Annotated in this window: 20 protein-coding genes; 12 read left to right on the top strand and 8 right to left on the bottom strand. The window is 73.3% G+C overall.

Annotated elements, in window-relative coordinates; translation table 11 throughout:
* Nucleotides 1–10: 10 nt before the first annotated feature.
* Together ACGGZK_RS14695 and ACGGZK_RS14690 are read left to right on the top strand one after the other, a co-directional pair.
* On the top strand, nucleotides 11–517 hold the full coding sequence (locus ACGGZK_RS14695) for a DUF1801 domain-containing protein (protein ID WP_395243373.1): 507 nt from the start codon (nucleotides 11–13) through the stop codon (nucleotides 515–517).
* A gap of 91 nt (nucleotides 518–608) precedes the next feature.
* Nucleotides 609–1835 carry a Fic family protein gene (locus ACGGZK_RS14690; protein WP_395243372.1) on the top strand — a complete coding sequence of 409 codons (1227 nt, stop codon included), beginning with the start codon at nucleotides 609–611 and terminating at the stop codon, nucleotides 1833–1835.
* A 66-nt stretch (nucleotides 1836–1901) separates the two neighbouring features.
* Here the strand turns inward: ACGGZK_RS14690 and ACGGZK_RS14685 are convergent, their stop codons facing one another.
* Complete coding sequence (locus ACGGZK_RS14685) at nucleotides 1902–2762, bottom strand: helix-turn-helix transcriptional regulator (RefSeq protein ID WP_395243371.1); 861 nt, start codon at nucleotides 2760–2762, stop codon at nucleotides 1902–1904.
* 101 nt (nucleotides 2763–2863) lie between these two features.
* Between ACGGZK_RS14685 and ACGGZK_RS14680 the strand changes: the two genes are divergently transcribed.
* A complete protein-coding gene (locus ACGGZK_RS14680) occupies nucleotides 2864–3562 on the top strand; it encodes an SDR family NAD(P)-dependent oxidoreductase (protein ID WP_395243370.1) in 699 nt (232 codons plus the stop codon).
* Between the two features lie 46 nt (nucleotides 3563–3608).
* Here the strand turns inward: ACGGZK_RS14680 and ACGGZK_RS14675 are convergent, their stop codons facing one another.
* From ACGGZK_RS14675 to ACGGZK_RS14665, 3 genes are all read right to left on the bottom strand, one after another.
* Nucleotides 3609–4676: a fatty acid desaturase family protein gene (locus tag ACGGZK_RS14675; protein ID WP_395246097.1), complete on the bottom strand. Its 1068-nt coding sequence runs from the start codon at nucleotides 4674–4676 to the stop codon at nucleotides 3609–3611.
* A 265-nt stretch (nucleotides 4677–4941) separates the two neighbouring features.
* The gene (locus tag ACGGZK_RS14670) at nucleotides 4942–5145 is read right to left on the bottom strand and encodes a cold-shock protein (protein WP_395243369.1); all 204 of its coding nucleotides are present in this window, start codon (nucleotides 5143–5145) and stop codon (nucleotides 4942–4944) included.
* 85 nt (nucleotides 5146–5230) lie between these two features.
* Nucleotides 5231–5917, bottom strand: a complete 687-nt coding sequence (locus tag ACGGZK_RS14665; protein ID WP_395243368.1) for a type 1 glutamine amidotransferase domain-containing protein — start codon at nucleotides 5915–5917, stop codon at nucleotides 5231–5233.
* Between the two features lie 122 nt (nucleotides 5918–6039).
* On the opposite strand from ACGGZK_RS14665, the gene ACGGZK_RS14660 reads away from it, so the two are divergent.
* From ACGGZK_RS14660 to ACGGZK_RS14650, 3 genes are read left to right on the top strand one after another with little or no spacing between them, the layout of a single operon-like run.
* Nucleotides 6040–6939 carry a LysR family transcriptional regulator gene (locus ACGGZK_RS14660; RefSeq protein ID WP_395243367.1) on the top strand — a complete coding sequence of 300 codons (900 nt, stop codon included), beginning with the start codon at nucleotides 6040–6042 and terminating at the stop codon, nucleotides 6937–6939.
* Between the two features lie 49 nt (nucleotides 6940–6988).
* A complete protein-coding gene (locus ACGGZK_RS14655; protein WP_395243366.1) occupies nucleotides 6989–7351 on the top strand; it encodes a hypothetical protein in 363 nt (120 codons plus the stop codon).
* A 1-nt stretch (nucleotide 7352) separates the two neighbouring features.
* Nucleotides 7353–8003 carry a uracil-DNA glycosylase family protein gene (locus ACGGZK_RS14650; RefSeq protein ID WP_395243365.1) on the top strand — a complete coding sequence of 217 codons (651 nt, stop codon included), beginning with the start codon at nucleotides 7353–7355 and terminating at the stop codon, nucleotides 8001–8003.
* Between the two features lie 50 nt (nucleotides 8004–8053).
* Here the strand turns inward: ACGGZK_RS14650 and ACGGZK_RS14645 are convergent, their stop codons facing one another.
* Complete coding sequence (locus tag ACGGZK_RS14645) at nucleotides 8054–8554, bottom strand: flavin reductase family protein (RefSeq protein ID WP_395243364.1); 501 nt, start codon at nucleotides 8552–8554, stop codon at nucleotides 8054–8056.
* Nucleotides 8555–8627: 73 nt separating this feature from the next.
* Between ACGGZK_RS14645 and ACGGZK_RS14640 the strand changes: the two genes are divergently transcribed.
* On the top strand, nucleotides 8628–8909 hold the full coding sequence (locus tag ACGGZK_RS14640) for a hypothetical protein (protein ID WP_395243363.1): 282 nt from the start codon (nucleotides 8628–8630) through the stop codon (nucleotides 8907–8909).
* Between the two features lie 85 nt (nucleotides 8910–8994).
* On the opposite strand, the gene msrA is transcribed toward ACGGZK_RS14640, so the two are convergent.
* Complete coding sequence (gene msrA / locus ACGGZK_RS14635) at nucleotides 8995–9546, bottom strand: peptide-methionine (S)-S-oxide reductase MsrA (RefSeq protein ID WP_395243362.1); 552 nt, start codon at nucleotides 9544–9546, stop codon at nucleotides 8995–8997.
* A gap of 5 nt (nucleotides 9547–9551) precedes the next feature.
* A complete protein-coding gene (gene msrB, locus ACGGZK_RS14630) occupies nucleotides 9552–10019 on the bottom strand; it encodes a peptide-methionine (R)-S-oxide reductase MsrB (RefSeq protein WP_395243361.1) in 468 nt (155 codons plus the stop codon).
* A gap of 130 nt (nucleotides 10020–10149) precedes the next feature.
* On the opposite strand from msrB, the gene ACGGZK_RS14625 reads away from it, so the two are divergent.
* The 4 genes from ACGGZK_RS14625 (at nucleotide 10150) to ACGGZK_RS14610 (ending at nucleotide 14985) form a co-directional block, all read left to right on the top strand.
* Complete coding sequence (locus ACGGZK_RS14625) at nucleotides 10150–12009, top strand: cation:proton antiporter (RefSeq protein WP_395243360.1); 1860 nt, start codon at nucleotides 10150–10152, stop codon at nucleotides 12007–12009.
* Between the two features lie 244 nt (nucleotides 12010–12253).
* Nucleotides 12254–13171, top strand: coding sequence for a lytic transglycosylase domain-containing protein (locus tag ACGGZK_RS14620; protein WP_395243359.1), 918 nt, complete (start codon nucleotides 12254–12256; stop codon nucleotides 13169–13171).
* Nucleotides 13172–13311: 140 nt separating this feature from the next.
* On the top strand, nucleotides 13312–14403 hold the full coding sequence (locus ACGGZK_RS14615; protein WP_395243358.1) for a YihY/virulence factor BrkB family protein: 1092 nt from the start codon (nucleotides 13312–13314) through the stop codon (nucleotides 14401–14403).
* A gap of 36 nt (nucleotides 14404–14439) precedes the next feature.
* The gene (locus ACGGZK_RS14610; RefSeq protein WP_395243357.1) at nucleotides 14440–14985 is read left to right on the top strand and encodes a nitroreductase family deazaflavin-dependent oxidoreductase; all 546 of its coding nucleotides are present in this window, start codon (nucleotides 14440–14442) and stop codon (nucleotides 14983–14985) included.
* A gap of 1 nt (nucleotide 14986) precedes the next feature.
* Here the strand turns inward: ACGGZK_RS14610 and ACGGZK_RS14605 are convergent, their stop codons facing one another.
* On the bottom strand, nucleotides 14987–15910 hold the full coding sequence (locus tag ACGGZK_RS14605) for a LysR family transcriptional regulator (RefSeq protein WP_395243356.1): 924 nt from the start codon (nucleotides 15908–15910) through the stop codon (nucleotides 14987–14989).
* Nucleotides 15911–15982: 72 nt separating this feature from the next.
* On the opposite strand from ACGGZK_RS14605, the gene ACGGZK_RS14600 reads away from it, so the two are divergent.
* The gene (locus tag ACGGZK_RS14600) at nucleotides 15983–16951 is read left to right on the top strand and encodes an EamA family transporter (protein ID WP_395243355.1); all 969 of its coding nucleotides are present in this window, start codon (nucleotides 15983–15985) and stop codon (nucleotides 16949–16951) included.
* Nucleotides 16952–16957: the final 6 nt, after the last annotated feature.

Raw genomic sequence — 16957 nt, 5'->3', positions numbered from 1 at the left:
GGATCGCGCCATGAGCGGGCGGGACAGCGGTGCGAACGAACCCGAGGAGCCGGCTCCGCGAACTGCGGCGCAGGACGCCGCTGATGCGTGGACCCCGCCGGAGGCCATGACCGGCAGAGCGAGCCCCGCCAAGGCGGCCGTCGGCGACAGGCCGGTCTTCGCATACATCGCCAGCCTGCCGCAGCCGCAGCGCGGCATCGCCGAAGCGGTCGATGCGCTGGCCGCGAAGACGTTGCCGAACCTCCGGCGTTCCGTGAAGTGGGGCATGGCCTACTACGGAGTCGGTGACGGCTGGTGCTTCAGTTGCGGCGGCTTCGCCCGACACGTCAAGCTCATGTTCGTCAACGGCGCTGCGCTCGAGCCGGTTCCGCCGGTGACCCCGGTGGGGATGGGCAAGGCGACGCGGGGAGTCGAGATCGCGTCCGTGGACGACATCGACGAGCAGCAGGTCGCGTCCTGGATGGAACAGGTCGCATCCGTGCCCGGTGTCGGCGGCAGGGACGCACCGGCTCGGTGATCCCCGCGTCACTCGCCTGATGGCATGGCGAAGGTGAACTTCCGGGTGTCACTGCTTAGGTTTAGCTCATAACATTAACTAAGCTGGGCTCATGGTGCATGATCCCGGAGGGGTCCCAGCGACGCCGCCGACCCGGAACGCCGGCACGGCCGTCGGCTTCGAGACGCGCCCGTGGACCCCGCTCGTCCACCGCGACCTCGTCAGCCGGCGCGTGTGGGAGCAGATCGACCGGCCGTACCAGGCGGCGGTTCCGGCGACGATCGCCGACCTCCGGCTCGACCTGCCCGACGACCTCGTCGAGGACGTGACGAACGCGCAGCAGCAGCTCGTGCGGTTCGACACCGAGGTGGGGTCGATCACGGCGCCGTTCGCGTCGATCCTGCTCCGCAGCGAGTCGGCGTCGAGCTCGCAGATCGAGAACCTCACGAGCGGCGCGCGCGCGATCGCCGAAGCCGAGCTGGGGGAGCGCGCCGACGGCAACGCGCCGCTGATCGTGAGCAACGTCCGGGCCATGGAGGCGGCCCTCGAGGCCGCCGACGACCTCAGCGCCACGACGATCATCGGGATGCACCGCGAACTGCTGCACCGAACGGACCCGACCATCACCGGCACCTACCGCACGCAGCAGGTGTGGATCGGCGGCGGCAGCTTCAGCCCGCACGACGCCGACTTCACGCCGCCCCACCACGAGCGCGTCGCCGAGGCGATGGCGGACTTCGAGGCCTACTCCGGCCGCGTGTCGCCCCTCCCGCTCGCGAGCATCGCGATCGCCCACGCCCAGTTCGAGACGATCCATCCGTTCCCCGACGGCAACGGGCGCACCGGGCGCGCGCTCGTGCAGGCCGCGCTCCGACGCACCGGCCTGACCCGCAGCGTCACCGTGCCCATCTCCGCGGGCATCCTGCAGCAGCGCAGCCGCTACTTCGACGCCCTCGACGCCTACCGCGACGGCGACGTCGACCCGATCGTCCGCGTGTTCGCCGACGGGGCCGTGCTCGCCGTCGCGAACGGACGGCGACTCGTCGACGACATCGAGGCCACCCGGGCCGACTGGGCGGAACGGATGGCGGGTCTCCGATCGGATGCCGCGGCCCACGAGATCGCCGCGCTCGCCATCGGGCACCCGGTGCTGACCTCCACGCTGGTGCGCGCGGAGATCGAGCGGTCGGGACCGGCGGTCTTCCGCGGCCTCGACCAGCTCGTGGAGCGGGGCATCCTCACCGAGACCACCGCGCAGAACCGAAACCGGCTCTGGGTGGCGCAGGACGTGATCCGCAACCTCGACGGGTTCGCGAACCGCAGCATGCGCACCCGCTGAGCGACTCGGGCAGCACGCCAGCACGCCAGCCCGGCCGGCCGGCCCAGTCGGTCGGCCGCGCTGCGTTCAGTCCGCCGCCTGCGGGACCACGCCCTGGACGAGCGCCAACGCGAGCTTCGACTCGTCCGCGCTGCCCGGCCGCGCCGTGTAGATGACGACCTTCAGGTCGGTGTCGCTGTCGTGCAGCACGTCGCAGTCCAGCGTGAGGTCGCCGACGGCGGGGTGGCGGATCACCTTGCGGTCCTCGGTGTGCCCGCGCACCTCGCCGGCGTCCCAGAGCTCCGCGAAGCGAGCGTTGCCGGTGAGGAGGCGGGCGATGAGGTCGGCCAGCGCGCGGTCGGCGGGGAAGCGCACCGAGGCGCGACGGAGGTCGGCGACGATCGCCCGGTCCGAGGCGTCCCGGTCCTCGGTGACGACCGGCCAGCGCGCGAGCCGCGCTCCGTCGCCGTCGGCGGTGGGGAACCGGGTCAGCACGAGGCTCCGCTCGCGCGGCGCCACCGACGAAGGGTCGCCCAGCAGGGACGCCCAGCTCCGGTTCCACCAGACGAGCCGCCAATCGGCGGCGAACACCGCCACCGGGGTCTCCCCGAGGCGCGTGAGCACCCGCTGCATCCCCGGCGGGATGTGGTCGGGCACCAGGCCGTCGGCGGGCGGCTGCAGGCCGGCGAGCCGGAACAGGTGATCGCGTTCCTCCCGGGAGAGCTGCAGCGCCCGCGCCAGCGATCCGGCGACCTGCGCCGACGGCGTCGTCGACCGGCCCTGCTCCAGCCGCACGACGTAGTCGACCGACACGCCGGCGAGGTCGGCGAGCTCCTCGCGTCGGAGCCCGGCCGCGCGGCGGGAGCGCCCCGCGGGCAGCCCCACGTCGGCCGGCGCGAGCCGGTCGCGCCAGGTCCGGATCGTCCCACCGAGGGTCGTCTCGTTCACGACCCCATTCTGGCGGCGGATGCCCCGCCCAGGGTGGTACCGGCGGTCCCCCCGTCGACCGCTCCCTGGTCGCCGGGGGAGCCCTCGCCGAGGCTGGATCCATGAGCAAGATCATCTTCATCACCGGATCCAACAAGAGCATCGGCTTCGAGACCGCCCGGCGGCTCGCGGAGCTCGGTCGAACGGTCGTCATCGGCGCCCGCAGCCCCGAACGCGGCCGGGCCGCCGCGGACTCGCTCGGCGCGAGGTTCGTGCAGATCGACGTCACCGACGAGGCATCCGTCGCGGCGGCCGCCGCGGATGTCGCGGCGCACGAGGGCCGCGTCGACGTCCTCATCAACAACGCCGGGATCGCGAGCCCCCGGAAGCCCGTCGACGAGCTCACCGGTGCCGATGCGGCGGCGGTGTTCGAGACGAACGTGCTCGGCATCGTGCGGGTGACGAGCGCGTTCCTCCCGCTCCTGCGTCGATCGGCCGACCCGAGGATCGTGAACGTCTCGAGCGGGATGGGGTCGCAGGCCCACGTCCACGACCCGGCCCGGCTCGAGTCGCAGATCGTCGCGCCGCTCTACCAGGCGAGCAAGGCGGCCGTCACGATGCTGACCACGCAGTACGCGAAGGGGCTGCCGGGCGTGCGGGTGAACGCGGCCGACCCGGGCCACACCAGCACCGACTTCAACGACCACCGCGGAGCCCAGACGGTGACGGAGGGCACCGACGCCATCGTGCAGCTCGCCACCGAGGGCGCCGAGGCCGGCACCGGGCGGATCATCGACCGCCACGGCGTCGTGCCGTGGTGAGCGCGACCGCCCGGCGAACGAGGCGCCGGGCGGCACGCCCCGATCGTCACGCCCGCCGGTACTCCGCCGTCACCGGGCACTCGAACGGGTCGCGGGCGGCGAGCCCGACCCGGTTGAGGTAGTCGATCACGATGGCGTACGAGCGCCAGAGCGAGGTCTCGGTGTACGGCACGCCGTGGCTGCGGCAGAAGTCGCGCACGATCTCGCGGGTGGCGGCGAGGTGGGGGCGCGCCATGCTCGGGAAGAGATGGTGCTCGATCTGGTAGTTCAGGCCGCCCATGAGGATGGTCGCCCACCAGCCGCCCCGGATGTTCCGCGAGGTGCGGACCTGCTTCGAGAAGAAGTCGAGGCGGGCATCGTGCGCGACGACCGGCATGCCCTTGTGGTTCGGCGCGAACGATGCACCCATGTACACGCCGAACACGGCCAACTGCACGCCGAGGAACGCGAACGCCATGCCCAGCGGCAGGAACCAGAAGATCGGCACGAGCAGGACGACCATGCGGGCGGCGATCAGGCCGAGCTCGATCCAGCGGCCCTTCACCGGCCCTCGGCCGAACAGGTGCCGGAGGCTGAGGTGGTGGAGGTTCAGCCCCTCCAGCGTCAGCAGCGGGAAGAAGAGCCAGCCCTGCTTCCGCGTGATGAGGCGGCGGATGCCTCGGGCCCGGGCTGCGTCCTCGTCGAGGAACGAGATCGTGTCGACCTCGATGTCGGGGTCCTTGCCCACCCGGTTGGGGTTGGCGTGGTGGCGGCTGTGCTTCGAGTCCCACCAGGAGTAGCTCATGCCGACGATCCCGATGAGCACGCGGGCGAGGCGGTCGTTCGCCGGCCCGGTCGTCAGGATCTGACGGTGCGCGGCTTCGTGCGCCAGGAACGCGGTCTGCGTCAGCAGGATGCCGAGGGCGCCGGCCATGAGCAACTGGAACCAGCTGTCGCCGAGCAGGATGAAGCCGGTCACCACGCCGCCGAATCCGAGCACGAGCGCGGCGCCGACGAGCCCGTAGAACCACTTCGCCCGCCGCAGCAGCCCGGTCTCCCGGACGACCTGGGAGAGGTGCGTGTAGGCCCGGGCCGGCGACGTGAAGTCCTCGGTACGTGCGTAGGTCTGTCGAATCGGGCCGAGGCCGCGCGCGAGGGTGGGCTGGGCGTCGAGTGTGGGGGGATGATCGGCACCTGTCTCGGATGGCGACGAAGCGTGGCGTCGTCTATGAGGAGCCAAAGGCGGTCGCCGATCGCTGTGCCCAACGTAGCCCCGTCCGCATGCGGCCGACGGAATGCACGGAGCATTCACAGTCCCGCGCCGCGGGAACCCCGCCGGAAACGCGAACGCGCGGGCCGCCCGGATGGGCGACCCGCGCGTTGCGAGGTGGCTCTACGTCTCAGAGGACGCGGATGTTCGCCGCCTGCGGGCCCTTCTGGCCCTGCTCGGTGTCGAACTCGACCTTCTGGTTCTCCTCGAGGTTGCGGTGCCCGGTGCCGGCGATCGCGCTGAAGTGCGCGAACACGTCGGCCGAGCCGTCGTCGGGGGCGATGAACCCGTAACCCTTGTCGGAGTTGAACCATTTGACGGTGCCGGTGGCCATGACGTCATTCCTTCGGTGTCTGGGACCACTGGAGTGATCTCTTCAAGACGATCGTATCGTCGGAGACGCGATCCGTGCAGTCCTCCTAGCCGAGCGCCGTAACGACGGCCGCCGCGGTGGCCGCGCTCGACTGCGGATTCTGGCCGCTCACGAGCCGGCCGTCGGTCACCACGGTGCTGCTCCACGGCTCGCCGGACTCGACGATCGCACCCAATGCGACGAGGCGGGACTCGACCAGGTAGGGGCTGTTCTCCCCGAGGCCGCCGGCGTGTTCCTCGGCGTCGGTGAACACCGTGAGCCGTCGCTCGGCGAACGCGAAGGTGCCGTCGGGTCGCACGGCGGAGAGCAGCCCGGCCGGGCCGTGGCAGAGCACGCCGATCACCGCGTCGCGATCGACGGCGTCGACGAGGAGCCGGCCCAGGTCGGCGTCGGTCGCGAGGTCCGCCATCGGTCCGTGGCCGCCGGGGAGCACGATGGCGTCGAACTCGCCGTCGGCCACGTCGGCGAGGGCCCGCGGGTGGGCGAGCACGCCCGCGAGCGCGTCAAGGTCGGCCTGCATCCGGCGTCCGGCGTCGGTCGCGGGATCGAGGCTCGCGGGGTCGGCGACCGCGGCGCGCGCGCCGGGGGTCGCGACCTGCACGTCGTGGCCGGCCGCGGTGAGCCCGCGGTGCAGCTCGAGCAGTTCCTCGGCCCAGAACCCGGTCGGATGGCTCGTCCCGTCGGCGAGGGTCATCCGGTCGACGCCGGTCACGGCCATGAGTACCTTGGTCATCTGCTTCTCCAGTCTCCGTGGGCGGCCGGTGCGCCGCCGAGGGATGCAACGCCATTCGATCGGAGGGATTCCATGCTGGAGGCGAGCTGCTATAGGTTTCTTGATGGGAGGTGGCATCGGCCGTGCGCGAACTCGACCTGCTGGGCACGTTCCTCGAGGTCTACCGGGCGGGATCGGTCTCCGGGGCCGCGAGCCGGCTCGGACTCAGCCAGCCCTCCGTCAGCGAGCGCATCGCCCGGCTCGAGGAACGACTCGGCGTGCCGCTGTTCGAGCGCACGACGCGCGGCGTCACCCCGACGGCGGAGGCCGACCGGCTGGCCGCCCGCACGGCCGACCCCGTCGACCGGCTGCGCGCCGCATGGGATGCCCCGCTCGCCGAGCCGACCGGAACGGTGCGCATCGGCGGGGCCAGCGACGTCGTCGCCAGCCGGATCGTGCCCGCCGTCGCCCAGGTCGCCGGGCGGGGCATCCGCCTCGAGTTCACGCTCGGCCTCGCGGCCGACCTGCTCGACGCGCTCGCCGCGGGGGACCTCGACCTCGTCGTGTCGTCGATGCGCCCGCGGAACGCGGCGATCCGCTCCCGCGGGCTCGTCGACGAGGAGTTCGTGCTCGTCGCGGCGCCGTCGCTGGCCCGCACGATCGACCCCGAGCGGCTGGAGGCCGACCCGGCGGCCGCGCTCGCGCACCTGCCGGTCGTGGCGTACGACGCCCAGCCGTCGATCCTCCGCCGGTACTGGCGCACCCAGTTCGGCCGGCGCCCCGGCAACCCGATCGCGATCGTCGTTCCCGACCTGCGGGCCGTGCTCGCGGCGGTCGTCGCCGGGGCCGGCATCTCCGCGATCCCGCGCTACCTGGCCGACCCGGCGATCGCCGGCGGTTCGGTGCAGCTGCTCCACCGCCCCGACGAATCGACGATCAACACGCTGTTCGTGGCCCTGCCCGCCGGCACGCCGCCCACCGCCGCCACGTCGCTCGTGCTCGACCGGCTGTTCGCCCAGGCGCGCGGATGGGACGTGTTCTGACGCCGCGTCCACGTGCGCGCCGCGACCCGACCCGGTACCGTCGTGTGCCATGCTCCCCGAGGACTGGATCGAACACCGCCGCGCCGACGGCGAACGCGTCGGCTGGATCGTCCCCACGGGTGACGGCTTCCGCGCGGTCGACCTGCTCGGCCGCTGGCGGCACGACGAGCCGGTCGACTGGCTCGCAGCCGAGGCCGACCTGGAGGAGCTCGGCATCGGCTACCTCGCAGACCGGTACCGCCTGCGGTTCGCCGACGGCACCGAGCGCGAGGTGCGCGTCGCCGAGGCGAGCGTCGACGGCGTCACCGTCGTCGCCGACGAGTACGGGGCGGCCTCCGCGGTGGGCGCGAACCCCGAGCGGTTCCGGTTGCCGTTCCCCGCTCCCGACGCGCTCCACGCAGACGGACGCTGAGATGGGTCCGTCGACCGCCGCCGGGCACGCGACGGGCTCCGGCCTCCAGACGGACTCCGGCCTCGTGCCGGGCGACCCGTTCGACGGACTCCGTGACGCCATAGCCGCCGATCCGGCGAACGCCGAGTACACCGCGCGCGGCTGGCGGCCCCTGTTCGCCGGGTCGCCCGACTCCCGCGTCGCGATCCTCAGCCAGGCCCCCGGCCGGAAGGCGCAGGAGAGCGGCATCCCGTTCCACGACGCCAGCGGCGACCGGCTGCTGCGCTGGCTCGGCGTCGACCGCGCCACGTTCGACGACGCGGCCGCGTTCGCGATCGTCCCGATGGACTTCTACTACCCGGGCAAGGGCGCCTCCGGCGACCTGCCCCCGCGCCCGGGCGTCGCCGAGGCGTGGCATCCGCGCATCCTCGGCCTGATGCGCCCCCGCCTCACCGTGCTGGTGGGTGCCTACGCGCAGCGCTTCCACCTCGGTGACCGGCGGAAGGGCTCCCTGACCGACACCGTGCGCGCCTGGCGGGAGTACGGTCCCGACCTCGTGCCGATCGTGCACCCGTCACCGCTCAACGTCGGCTGGCACCAGCGGAACCCCTGGTTCGAGGCGGAACTCGTCCCCGACCTCCGCGAACGGGTCGCGGCCGCGCTCGCCGACTGAGCATGTCGCGGCCGGGCGCGGCCGGGCGCGCAGCGTCGACGCGTGACGGCTCAGGCGCCCGCCGGCTCCTCCTCCGCGCCGAGCGCGTGGTACCGCAGGTCGTGCCAGATGAGCGCCGGCGACGGGGGACCGAGGTGCACCTCGACGACCTCCGCGACCACGAGCGTCGAGCTGCCGACGGGCAGCAGGTGCGTCGGCACGGCCCGCAGCGCCGCCCGGGCGTCGGGCAGGAACGGCTCGCCGGTCGGCAGCCGCTCCCACGGCTGGTCGGACGTGAACCGCGGTCCGCCCGAGGTCGCGAAGTGACGGGCGAGGTCCTCGTGCTGCGCCCCGAGGAAGTGCACCACCAGGGAATGCGCGCCGAGCAGCGCGCCCGCGGTGCCCGTCGCCCGCGTCACGGAGAACACCAGCGAGGTCGGGTCGAGTGCCACCGAGGCCACGCTCGAGGCGGTGAGTCCCACCGGCCCGGTCGCCGTGGCGGCGGTGACGAGCGCGAGACCCGCCGGGTGGATGCGGAACGCGGTTTTGAAGTCCGCGATGAGGTCGCTCATCCCTCCACCGTACGTCGCGTGCGGCGGCGGGCCGGACGTCCGGCCCGCTTCGCCCGGCACTCGATTCGAAGGTATGTTCGAGTACATGGTGACGTGGCATCCGATCCTCGCCGCGCGCGAGCCGACCGCCGGTCGCTGGGAGCTGCGCGACCAGTACGACCGCTGCTACGGCGTCGTCGTCATCCTGCGCCGCGACGACGAGGTCGGCTACCGCGCCGACGACGCGGCGGGGGAGCTCATCGGGTACTTCACCAACCTGCGCGCCGCGTGCCGCGAGGTGCACGCGCGCTACGTGCGCAGCCACGGGCCGGCGCCGTTCCGCGGCTACCCCGACTTCCGGCCGCGCGACGGCTGAGCGAGCCGGGCGCGATCGCGCTCGCCGCATGCCCCGGACGCACGGATGCCCCGTGCAGGCGTGCTGCACGGGGCATCCGTCTCGATCAGGCCTCCGTCTGCTCGCGCTTCGGGAGCTTCCACCCAGGCCGCACGAAGTGGCAGGTATAGCCCCACGGGATGCGCTCGAGGTAGTCCTGGTGCTCTGGCTCGGCCTCCCAGAACGGGCCGGCCGGCTCGATGGTGGTGACCGCGTCACCGGGCCACAGGCCCGACGCGTCGACGTCGGCGATGGTGTCGCGCGCGACCTCCGCCTGCTCGGGGGAGAGCGGGAAGATCGCCGAGCGGTAGCTCGTGCCGATGTCGTTGCCCTGGCGGTTCAGCGTCGACGGGTCGTGGATCTGGAAGAAGAACTCCAGGACGTCCCGGTAGCTCGTCTTCGCCGGGTCGTAGACGATCTCGACGGCCTCGGCGTGGCCCGGGTGGTTCCGGTAGGTCGCGTGGTCGTTCGAGCCGCCGGTGTAGCCGACGCGGGTGTCGACCACGCCGGGCTGCTTGCGGATCAGGTCCTCCATGCCCCAGAAGCAGCCGCCGGCCAGGACGGCCGTCTCGGTGCCGGGGACGCGGGTGACGGCGCCGGTGTCGGTGGAGTCGGTCATGTCGTTCAGTCCTCCTTCGGGGACTCGGATGTCTCGAAGAGCCGTGCGTACTCGCCGTAGCCCTGCTCGACGAGGTCGCCTGCGGGCACGAACCGCAGCGCGGCGGAGTTGATGCAGTAGCGCAGGCCGCCGTCGGCGACCGGGCCGTCGTCGAACACGTGGCCGAGGTGGCTGTCGGCTCCCGCCGACCGTACCTCGACCCGCTTCATGAACAGCGAGCGGTCGACCTTCTCCGTCACGGAGCGCTCGTCGATGGGCCGGGTGAAGCTCGGCCAGCCCGAGCGGCTGTCGTACTTGTCGGTCGACGCGAACAGCGGCTGCCCGGAGACGACGTCGACGTAGATGCCGGGCTCCTTGTGGTTCCAGTACTCGTTCCGGAACGCCGGCTCGGTCGCGTCGTCCTGCGTGACCTTGCGCTGGAGCGGCGTGAGCCCCGCGACGGCCTCGGGGGTCGAGCGGTAGTCCTTCGTCACGATTCCTCCTTCTCGTGGATCGTCAGTGGAAAGAACGTTCGGGCCCGCGATTCTGTTCCGCGGCGGTCGCGCCGCGCCCGGGCGGTGCGACAGACTGGCAGACACGCGATCGCGAGGGGAGTGGCACCGGGTGGAAGTCCTCGTCGTCGTCGTGCTCGGCCTGCTCGGCATCGCCGCCGCCGCGACCATCGCGCCGCGCCTCCGGGTGGCTTCGCCGCTCCTGCTCGTCGTCGTCGGCATCGGGGTCAGCTTCCTCCCGTTCGTGCCCGATTTCACCGTCGAACCCGAGTGGATCCTCGCGGGCGTGGTGCCGCCGCTCCTGTACGCGGCGGCGGTCTCGATGCCGGCGATGGAGTTCCGGCGCGAGTTCGGGGCGGTGAGCGCCCTGTCGATCGGGCTCGTGGTCGTCAGCTCCATCCTCATCGGCATCCTGTTCGCCCTCGTGATCCCGGGGATCGGCCTGCCGCTCGGCATCGCGCTCGGGGCGATCGTGAGCCCGACCGATGCGGTCGCGACGTCGATCGTGAAGCGGGTCGGCGTCTCGCCGCGGATCGTGACGGTGCTCGAGGGCGAGAGCCTGCTGAACGACGCGACCGCCCTCGTCGCCCTCCGCTCGGCGATCGCCGCGACCGCCGTGTCGGTGACCTTCTGGGACGTCCTCGGCGACTTCCTCTTCGCGGTCGGCGTCGCGGTCGTGCTCGGGTACGTCGTCGGCAAGGCGAACCTGTGGGTCCGCAGCCGGGTGCACGACGCCACGGTCAACACCGTGATCTCGTTCACCGTGCCGTTCATCGCGTCGCTGCCGGCCGACGCGCTCGGGGCATCCGGCCTCGTCGCCGCCGTGGTGGCCGGGCTCGTCACCGGTCGCGGCGCCATCCGGGCGCTCTCCCCGCAGCACCGCATCTCCGACGCGCAGAACTGGCGCGCCATCGAGCTGATCCTCGAGGGCGCGATCTTCCTCATCATGGGGCTCGAGTTCTCGACCCTCATCGACGACCTCTCGAAGAGCCAATACGGCATCGACATCGGCATCGCCGTGCTGATCGCCATCGTCGCGCTGGTCGCCGCCCTCGTGGTCCGCGCAGGGTACGTCGCCGTGACCATCTGGTGGAACGGGCGGCAGGCCCGGCGGGCCGCCGCCCTCCGGCCGCGCCTCACCGAGGTGCAGCGACGACTGGATGCCTCGGAGCTCGACGCCCGTGCCGAGCACGCCGTCGAGGAGGCCGAGTCGACGGCGACGGGATCCACCGCGGCCGCCGCATCGTGGACGGGATCCAAGCGGACCGGGCAGCCGGCCCGCGACGCCTCGGCCCCGAACGCGTCGGTAGCGGCGGCCCGGCTCGCCGCACGCGATCCCGAGCGGCTCGGTCGCTTCCGGCGGCGGCTGCGCCGCAAGGTCGCCGACATCGATTACTTCCTCGCCGTGCCCCTCGGCTGGCGCGAGGGCGTCGTCATCGTCTGGGCCGGCATGCGCGGCGCGATCACGCTCGCCGCCGCCCAGACGTTGCCGAGCGACACCCCGGGTCGCTCGGTGCTGGTGCTCACCGCCTTCTTCGTCGCCGCGATCTCCCTGCTCGTGCAGGGCGGCACGCTCGGCTGGGTGGTCCGGATCGCGAAGCCCGCGCTCGCCGACCCCGCGGCCGCCGCGGCGGAGCGCGCCGAACTCGATCGCCTGCTGCACGAGGTCGCCGAGCGGGTCGTCGCGCGCCTGCGTGAGCAGGGCGACGGGGAACCCGCCGGCATCGGCGCCGAGCGCCGCGAGTGGGCGCGGCGCGCGCGGCTGGAGATCGTCGCCGCGCAGCGCGCGGCGCTCCTGGACGCCCGCGACGACGGGCTCTACAGCTCCGCCGCCCTCGCCGGTGCGCTCGACGTGCTCGACGCCGACCAGATCAGCATGGAACTCCGCGGCGAGGGGCTGGAGGAGGGCGCCGACGAGGTCTCCGGCGACCCCGGTGCGGACTCCCGTGACCCCGGGCGCGACCGCGACTGACGGCCCGCCGAGCACGCGGCGGTCGGGGCATCCGCGGCCGATCTTACCGCTGATCGGCCGAATTCTCCTTTATCAGGCCTGGCGTGCCGCGTCATCGGCGTGCACGGGATTCTCAGGGAAAGGTGAGGACCCGTCCAGAACCCCTGTGCAGACTGGCGACTTCGCCTCGGCGAGCCCCCTGTACCGAAGTGGAACGAGACCCGCCCGCGCTGTGGACAGCACCCCTGCGCGCGCACGGATTGACATGCAGAACCAGAACCCTGAACTTCCCAGCACCACCCACGCCGTCGACGTCCAGCCCACCCGCGGCGACGTCACCCGCTCCCGACGGGATCGCCGCCACCGCCGCGGCTTCCTCTTCGCGGCGACCGCCGTCGTCGCCCTCGGCGCCGTGACCGGGTCCGGCTTCGTCCTCCAGTCCGCGCTCGCCGCGGAGCAGGACCGCGTCGCCGAGACGGACGCGCTCCGGACGGCGGCGAACGCCGACACGACCCAGGCGGTCGCGCACTCGGCCGTCCTCGACGCCCAGGCCGCGCGTGCGGCGAAGCTCGCGCTCTCCGGCGCCAACGACACCCTCACCGCCGCGCAGGGCAAGGTCGACGCGAGCGGCCTCGCCGCGACGGTCGCGAACCTCGACGACTACGTGCGCCTGTCGCCGGCGCGGGTCTTCGCCCTCGCGAAGGCCACGGGCGAGCAGACCGAGGCCGTGAAGGGCCAGGTCGCCGAGTTCGATCGCGTCGCCGCCGAGCAGGCCGCCGCAGCCGCCGCCGCCGCCCAGGCCGCTGCGCAGGCTGCGGTCGAGCAGGCCGCCGCGAAGCAGCCGTCGGCCGCCTCCCGCCCGTCCGCCCCGTCGAACCCGTCGGAGGCGCAGGCGATCGCCCGCGACCTCATGCTGTCGATGTACGGCTGGGGCGACGACCAGTTCGGATGCCTCGTGAGCCTGTGGTCGCACGAGTCCGGCTGGAACGTCTACGCCGAGAACCGCTCGAGCGGCGCCTACGGCATCCCGCAGGCCCTGCCCGGCAGCAAGATGGCCGTCTACGGCGACGACTGGCAGAGCAACCCCGCGACCCAGATCAAGTGGGGCCTCGGCTACATCTCGGGCCGCTACGGCACGCCCTGCGGTGCGTGGGACTCGTTCAGCGCCAAGGGCTGGTACTGACCCGACCCCGGCGGAGCCGACCTCCGCAGCCGCACGAGGCGCCCGGACCGTTCGGTCCGGGCGCCTCGTCGCATAACCGGTGCCGCCACCGCGCGTCAAGCCGACGGCCTTCCGGCGGGGAGCACGGCTAGCGTGGGGGCATGGAACGCCCTGCAGGAGATCGCGGCTTCATGGCCCGGATCCGCCGCCTCGTGGAGTGGGGGCTGAGCCTCAAGCCCACCCGTGCGTTCTTCCTCTACGTCGAGCACCGCGGGCCGATGCTGTCCGACAGCGTCACCTATCGCACCCTGTTCAGCGTCTTCGCCGGCGTGTTCCTCGGGTTCTCGGTCGCCGGCCTCTGGCTGGCCGGCAACCCCGATGCGATGGACGCCCTGGTCGCCTCGGTCGATGCCGCGATCCCGGGCCTCGTGGGCGAGGACGGCCTGGTCGCCCCCGGCGACCTCGTGCAACCCGTGAGCTTCACGATCGCGGGGATCATCGCGGCCGTCGGCCTCGTGGGCACGGCGATCGGTGCGATCGGCTCGGTGCGGGCGGCGTTCCTCACCATCGCCGACCGGATCGACCAGCCGGGCTTCTTCCTCTGGCGCATCCTCGGCGACCTCGCCATCGCGATCTCGTTCGGCGTGCTGCTCGCCGCCGGCGCCGTGCTCACCACGTTCGGCACGACCCTCGCCGGCACCCTCTTCGACTGGCTCGGCATCGGGTCGCGCGACCCGTTCGCGAAGCTGGCGACGGCGAGCCTGCCGATCCTCGTGACGTTCGTGATCGACGCCGTCGTGGTGGCGGGGCTGTTCCTGACCCTCTCCGGGCTGCGCCCGCGCGCCCGGGACCTGTGGAGCGGAGCCCTGCTCGGGGGATTCGCGCTCACGGTCCTCCAGGTGCTCTCCGGCCTCTTCGTCGGCGGCGCGTCGAGCAACCCGCTGCTCGCGTCGTTCGCCTCGCTGATCGCCCTGCTGCTCTGGCTGAACCTCTCGGCGCAGGTGATCCTCATCGCCGGCTCGTACATCATCACCGGGCTGCGGGAGTCGGAGGACCGCATCGCGGAGCGCCACGGCGCGCGTTCGCTGGCGCTGCGCCGGGTGCGCCAGGCCGAGCGGCGCGCCCGCGAGGCGGGCGCCGACGTGCAGGCGGCGCGCGAGGCGTTCGAGGCCGAGGAGGCGAAGGCGGCGGGCAAGGCGGGCGGCACCGCGGCCGCCGCGGCCGGGTCGGGCGGCGAGCCCCGCGACGGATGACCCGCAACGGCGCCCGCCCTCGTGCAGAATACGCGTGTGCCCACCGTCCAAGACCTCGTCCGCCGGGTCGTCGCGCCGCTGACGCGCACCCGGCTGTTCCGCGCCGTCGCCCCGACCGTGCTGCCCGTGCTCGAGCGCATCGTGACCCGGTTGTCGGGCGGGAGGGCCCAGCTCAGCGGCCTCCTGGTGCCGTCGCTCGTGCTGCACACGACCGGTGCGCGCAGCGGCGAGCCGCGCGACACGGAGCTCATGTACACGCCGGACGGCGCCGGCCGGGCGGTCGTCGCGGGTACGAGCTTCGCCCGCGAGCGGCATCCGGGCTGGACGTACAACCTGCTCGTGCATCCCGACGCGGCGATCACGGTCCGCGGTCGGCGGATGCCGGTCTGCGCGACGCTCCTCGGCGACGACGAGCGCGACGCCGCATGGGCGCGGATCGAGGCCCAGTGGCCCGGCTACCGGAACTACGAGCGCCGTTCCGGGCGGACCGTTCGCCTCTTCCGGCTGCAGCCCGTGCGGCCGGCGGTGTCCGTCGCCACGGCCCCCGCCGCAGCCGCGTCGCCCGCGCCGACCGCTCGCTGAGTCACCGGTCGGGTGCCGCCGCCCCCGTCGTCGCCGCGGCACCGGCCGCCTGCAGGAGCTCGACCGCGCGGCGGAGCGCCGGCCGGTCGGCGCGCGAACTGCGGTAGGCGACGCGCACCTGCCGGACCTGGCTGTGGTCGGCGAGCGGGCGGGCGACCGCGCCGTCGGGCAGGGGCGCTCGTCCGAGGCGGGGGACGAGGGCGATGGCGACCCCGGTGCGGGCGAGTACCACGAGGGACGCGAAGTCCGGGTCCTCGGCGACGATGCGCGGCACGGTGCCGAGGTCGCTGAAGATGCGTTGGAGCGCCTCGTGGCAGATCGCCCCCCGCGGCGTGCTCGCCCACGCCTCGCCGACGAGCGCGTGGCGGTCGAGCTCGTCGGTCGCGGCGAGCGGATGCCCCGCCGCGAGCACGACGTCGGCCTCGTCCCAGCACAGGTGCTCGACGGCGACGCCGGCCGGCGCGGCGAGCGGCACCGAGTTCCAGTCGTGGACCACGGCGAGGTCGGCCCGCCCGTCGTCGACCATCGCCATCGCGTCGAACGGGTCGACGCTGGTCACGGTGGACGCGGTGGCGCGGTCGCCGCCCGCGAGGTCGCCGAGCACGCCCGCGACGAGGCCGCGGGTCGCGGTCGAGAACGACGCGATCCGGAGCGGCACGGCACGGTCGTCGGCGACGGCGAGCGACTCGAGGCGTTCGAGGCCGTCGAGCACCGAGCGTCCCTCCGCGGCGAGGGCGCGTCCGCGCTCGGTGAGGAGCACGCCGCGTCCGCGTCGCTCGAGCAGCGGCGCGCCGAGGTCGCGCTCGAGGCGCTTCACCTGCTGGGAGACGGCCGAGGGCGTGTACCCGAGGAGCTCGGAGGCCGCGGCGACGGAGCCCGTTCGCCCGACGGCGACGAGGGCGCGGAGCCCACCGGGATCGATCATGCAGCAATCGTACCGAATACTCTGCGTGATCCGGCGCTGGTGCTTCATCGACTCCGCTGCGATCGTGGAAGCGTGCCTCGCCGTGACCAGCTCCTCGCCCTCCTCGTCGCCGTCGTCTGGGGCGTGAACTTCCTTGCCATCGACCTCGGTCTCCGCGACAGCCCGCCGCTCGTGCTCGTCGCGCTGCGCTTCGTCTTCGTCGCGTTCCCGCTCGTGCTGTTCGTGCGCCGGCCGAACGTGCCGTGGCGGGTGATCGCCGCGATCGGGCTCTTCCAGAGCGCCGGCCAGTTCGGGCTGCTCTTCACCGCGATGCACCTCGGCCTGCCGACGGGACTCGCTCCGGTCATCCTGCAGAGCCAGATGGTCTTCACCATCCTCATCGCCGCGATCGCGCTCCGCGAGCGCCCGACGATCGCCCAGCTCGCGGGCGCGGCGGTCGGCGTGCTCGGCCTCGGCATCGTCGGCGCCGGGCGGGCGAGCGGCGTCGAGGGTGCGGCCGCCCTCGTGCCCCTGCTCGTGTGCGTCGCGGCGGGCCTCAGCTGGGGCATCGGCAACGTCGTGTCGCGCGCCGCCCGGCAGTCCGACGGGTTCGCCATGGTCGTCTGGTCGGCGGTCTTCGTGCCCGTGCCGGTCCTCCTCGCGAGCCTCGCGCTCGATGGGCCGGCGGCCGTGGGGGAGGCGCTCGGGAGCATCGGCTGGGAGACGGTCGCGAGCCTGCTCTACATGTCGGGCCTCGCATCCCTCGTGGGCTACTCGATCTGGAACTCGCTGCTCGCGAGGCATCCGGCCGGGCTCGTGTCGCCGTTCACCCTGCTCATCCCGCCCATCGGGCTCGGCGCGGCCTGGCTCGTGCTCGGCGAGCGGCCGAACGCCCTCGAACTCGCCGGCTGCGCCGTGCTCGTCGCGGGCGTCGCGCTCGGGCAGCTCCGGCGGGCCCCGGGTCGCGACGGCGGAGCCGGGCGCGACGGGGGAGCGGGCCCGACGACCGGCGGCGCGCCTCGTTCGCGCCGTTCCGGGCCCGCCGTCGCACCCATGCGGTAGCGTCGC

Origin of the sequence: Agromyces sp. MMS24-K17 (genome assembly GCF_043950245.1) — a bacterium.
Lineage (GTDB): Bacteria > Actinomycetota > Actinomycetes > Actinomycetales > Microbacteriaceae > Agromyces.
This window is presented reverse-complemented; position numbering and strand designations above follow the sequence as displayed.

What these genes read in the sequence shown, in the direction of transcription:
- ACGGZK_RS14640 (WP_395243363.1), top strand. Translation starts at nt 8,628, where the DNA reads ATGTTCGAGTACATGGTGACGTGGCATCCGATCCTCGCCGCGCGCGAG.
- ACGGZK_RS14645 (WP_395243364.1), bottom strand. Translation starts at nt 8,554, where the DNA reads ATGAGCGACCTCATCGCGGACTTCAAAACCGCGTTCCGCATCCACCCG.
- ACGGZK_RS14615 (WP_395243358.1), top strand. Translation starts at nt 13,312, where the DNA reads ATGGAACGCCCTGCAGGAGATCGCGGCTTCATGGCCCGGATCCGCCGC.
- ACGGZK_RS14620 (WP_395243359.1), top strand. Translation starts at nt 12,254, where the DNA reads ATGCAGAACCAGAACCCTGAACTTCCCAGCACCACCCACGCCGTCGAC.
- ACGGZK_RS14655 (WP_395243366.1), top strand. Translation starts at nt 6,989, where the DNA reads ATGCTCCCCGAGGACTGGATCGAACACCGCCGCGCCGACGGCGAACGC.
- ACGGZK_RS14650 (WP_395243365.1), top strand. Translation starts at nt 7,353, where the DNA reads ATGGGTCCGTCGACCGCCGCCGGGCACGCGACGGGCTCCGGCCTCCAG.
- ACGGZK_RS14680 (WP_395243370.1), top strand. Translation starts at nt 2,864, where the DNA reads ATGAGCAAGATCATCTTCATCACCGGATCCAACAAGAGCATCGGCTTC.
- msrA (WP_395243362.1), bottom strand. Translation starts at nt 9,546, where the DNA reads ATGACCGACTCCACCGACACCGGCGCCGTCACCCGCGTCCCCGGCACC.
- ACGGZK_RS14665 (WP_395243368.1), bottom strand. Translation starts at nt 5,917, where the DNA reads ATGACCAAGGTACTCATGGCCGTGACCGGCGTCGACCGGATGACCCTC.
- ACGGZK_RS14695 (WP_395243373.1), top strand. Translation starts at nt 11, where the DNA reads ATGAGCGGGCGGGACAGCGGTGCGAACGAACCCGAGGAGCCGGCTCCG.
- ACGGZK_RS14605 (WP_395243356.1), bottom strand. Translation starts at nt 15,910, where the DNA reads ATGATCGATCCCGGTGGGCTCCGCGCCCTCGTCGCCGTCGGGCGAACG.
- ACGGZK_RS14670 (WP_395243369.1), bottom strand. Translation starts at nt 5,145, where the DNA reads ATGGCCACCGGCACCGTCAAATGGTTCAACTCCGACAAGGGTTACGGG.
- ACGGZK_RS14690 (WP_395243372.1), top strand. Translation starts at nt 609, where the DNA reads ATGGTGCATGATCCCGGAGGGGTCCCAGCGACGCCGCCGACCCGGAAC.